Genomic DNA, 409 nt, shown 5'->3' with positions numbered 1-409 from the left:
CAGTTCGCCCAGCCGGTGCACATCCCGCGGGTGCAGCCCGACACTCGGCTCGTCGAAGACGTACGTCATCCCGGTCAGGCTGGAGCCCAGGTGCCGTACGGTCTTCAGCCGCTGGCCCTCGCCGCCGGAGAGCGTGGACGTCTCCCGGTCGAGGGAGAGATAGCCGAGGCCGATGCGGTCGATCCGCTCCAGCGCGGCGACGGCGGCCTCGGCGACCGGCCCGGCCACCGGGTCGTCGATCTCCCGCAGCACCGGGATCAGGTCGCACACCTGCATCGCCGACAGGTCGGCGATGTTCCGGTCGTCGATCCGGGAGGCCAGCGCCGCCTCGTTCAGCCGGGCGCCCCCGCAGTCGGGGCAGACGCCCTCGGTGAGGAACTCCCGCACCAGGTCACGGGTCTTCTGGCTC

Annotated in this window: 1 pseudogene; it reads right to left on the bottom strand. The window is 72.1% G+C overall.

Annotated features, from left to right (window positions below):
- Nucleotides 1-409, bottom strand: a pseudogene (locus tag LPA54_RS40575) (excinuclease ABC subunit UvrA); the annotation flags it as partial.

The organism is Streptomyces sp. DH12 (assembly GCF_020873895.1).
Classification (GTDB): domain Bacteria; phylum Actinomycetota; class Actinomycetes; order Streptomycetales; family Streptomycetaceae; genus Streptomyces.
This window is presented reverse-complemented; position numbering and strand designations above follow the sequence as displayed.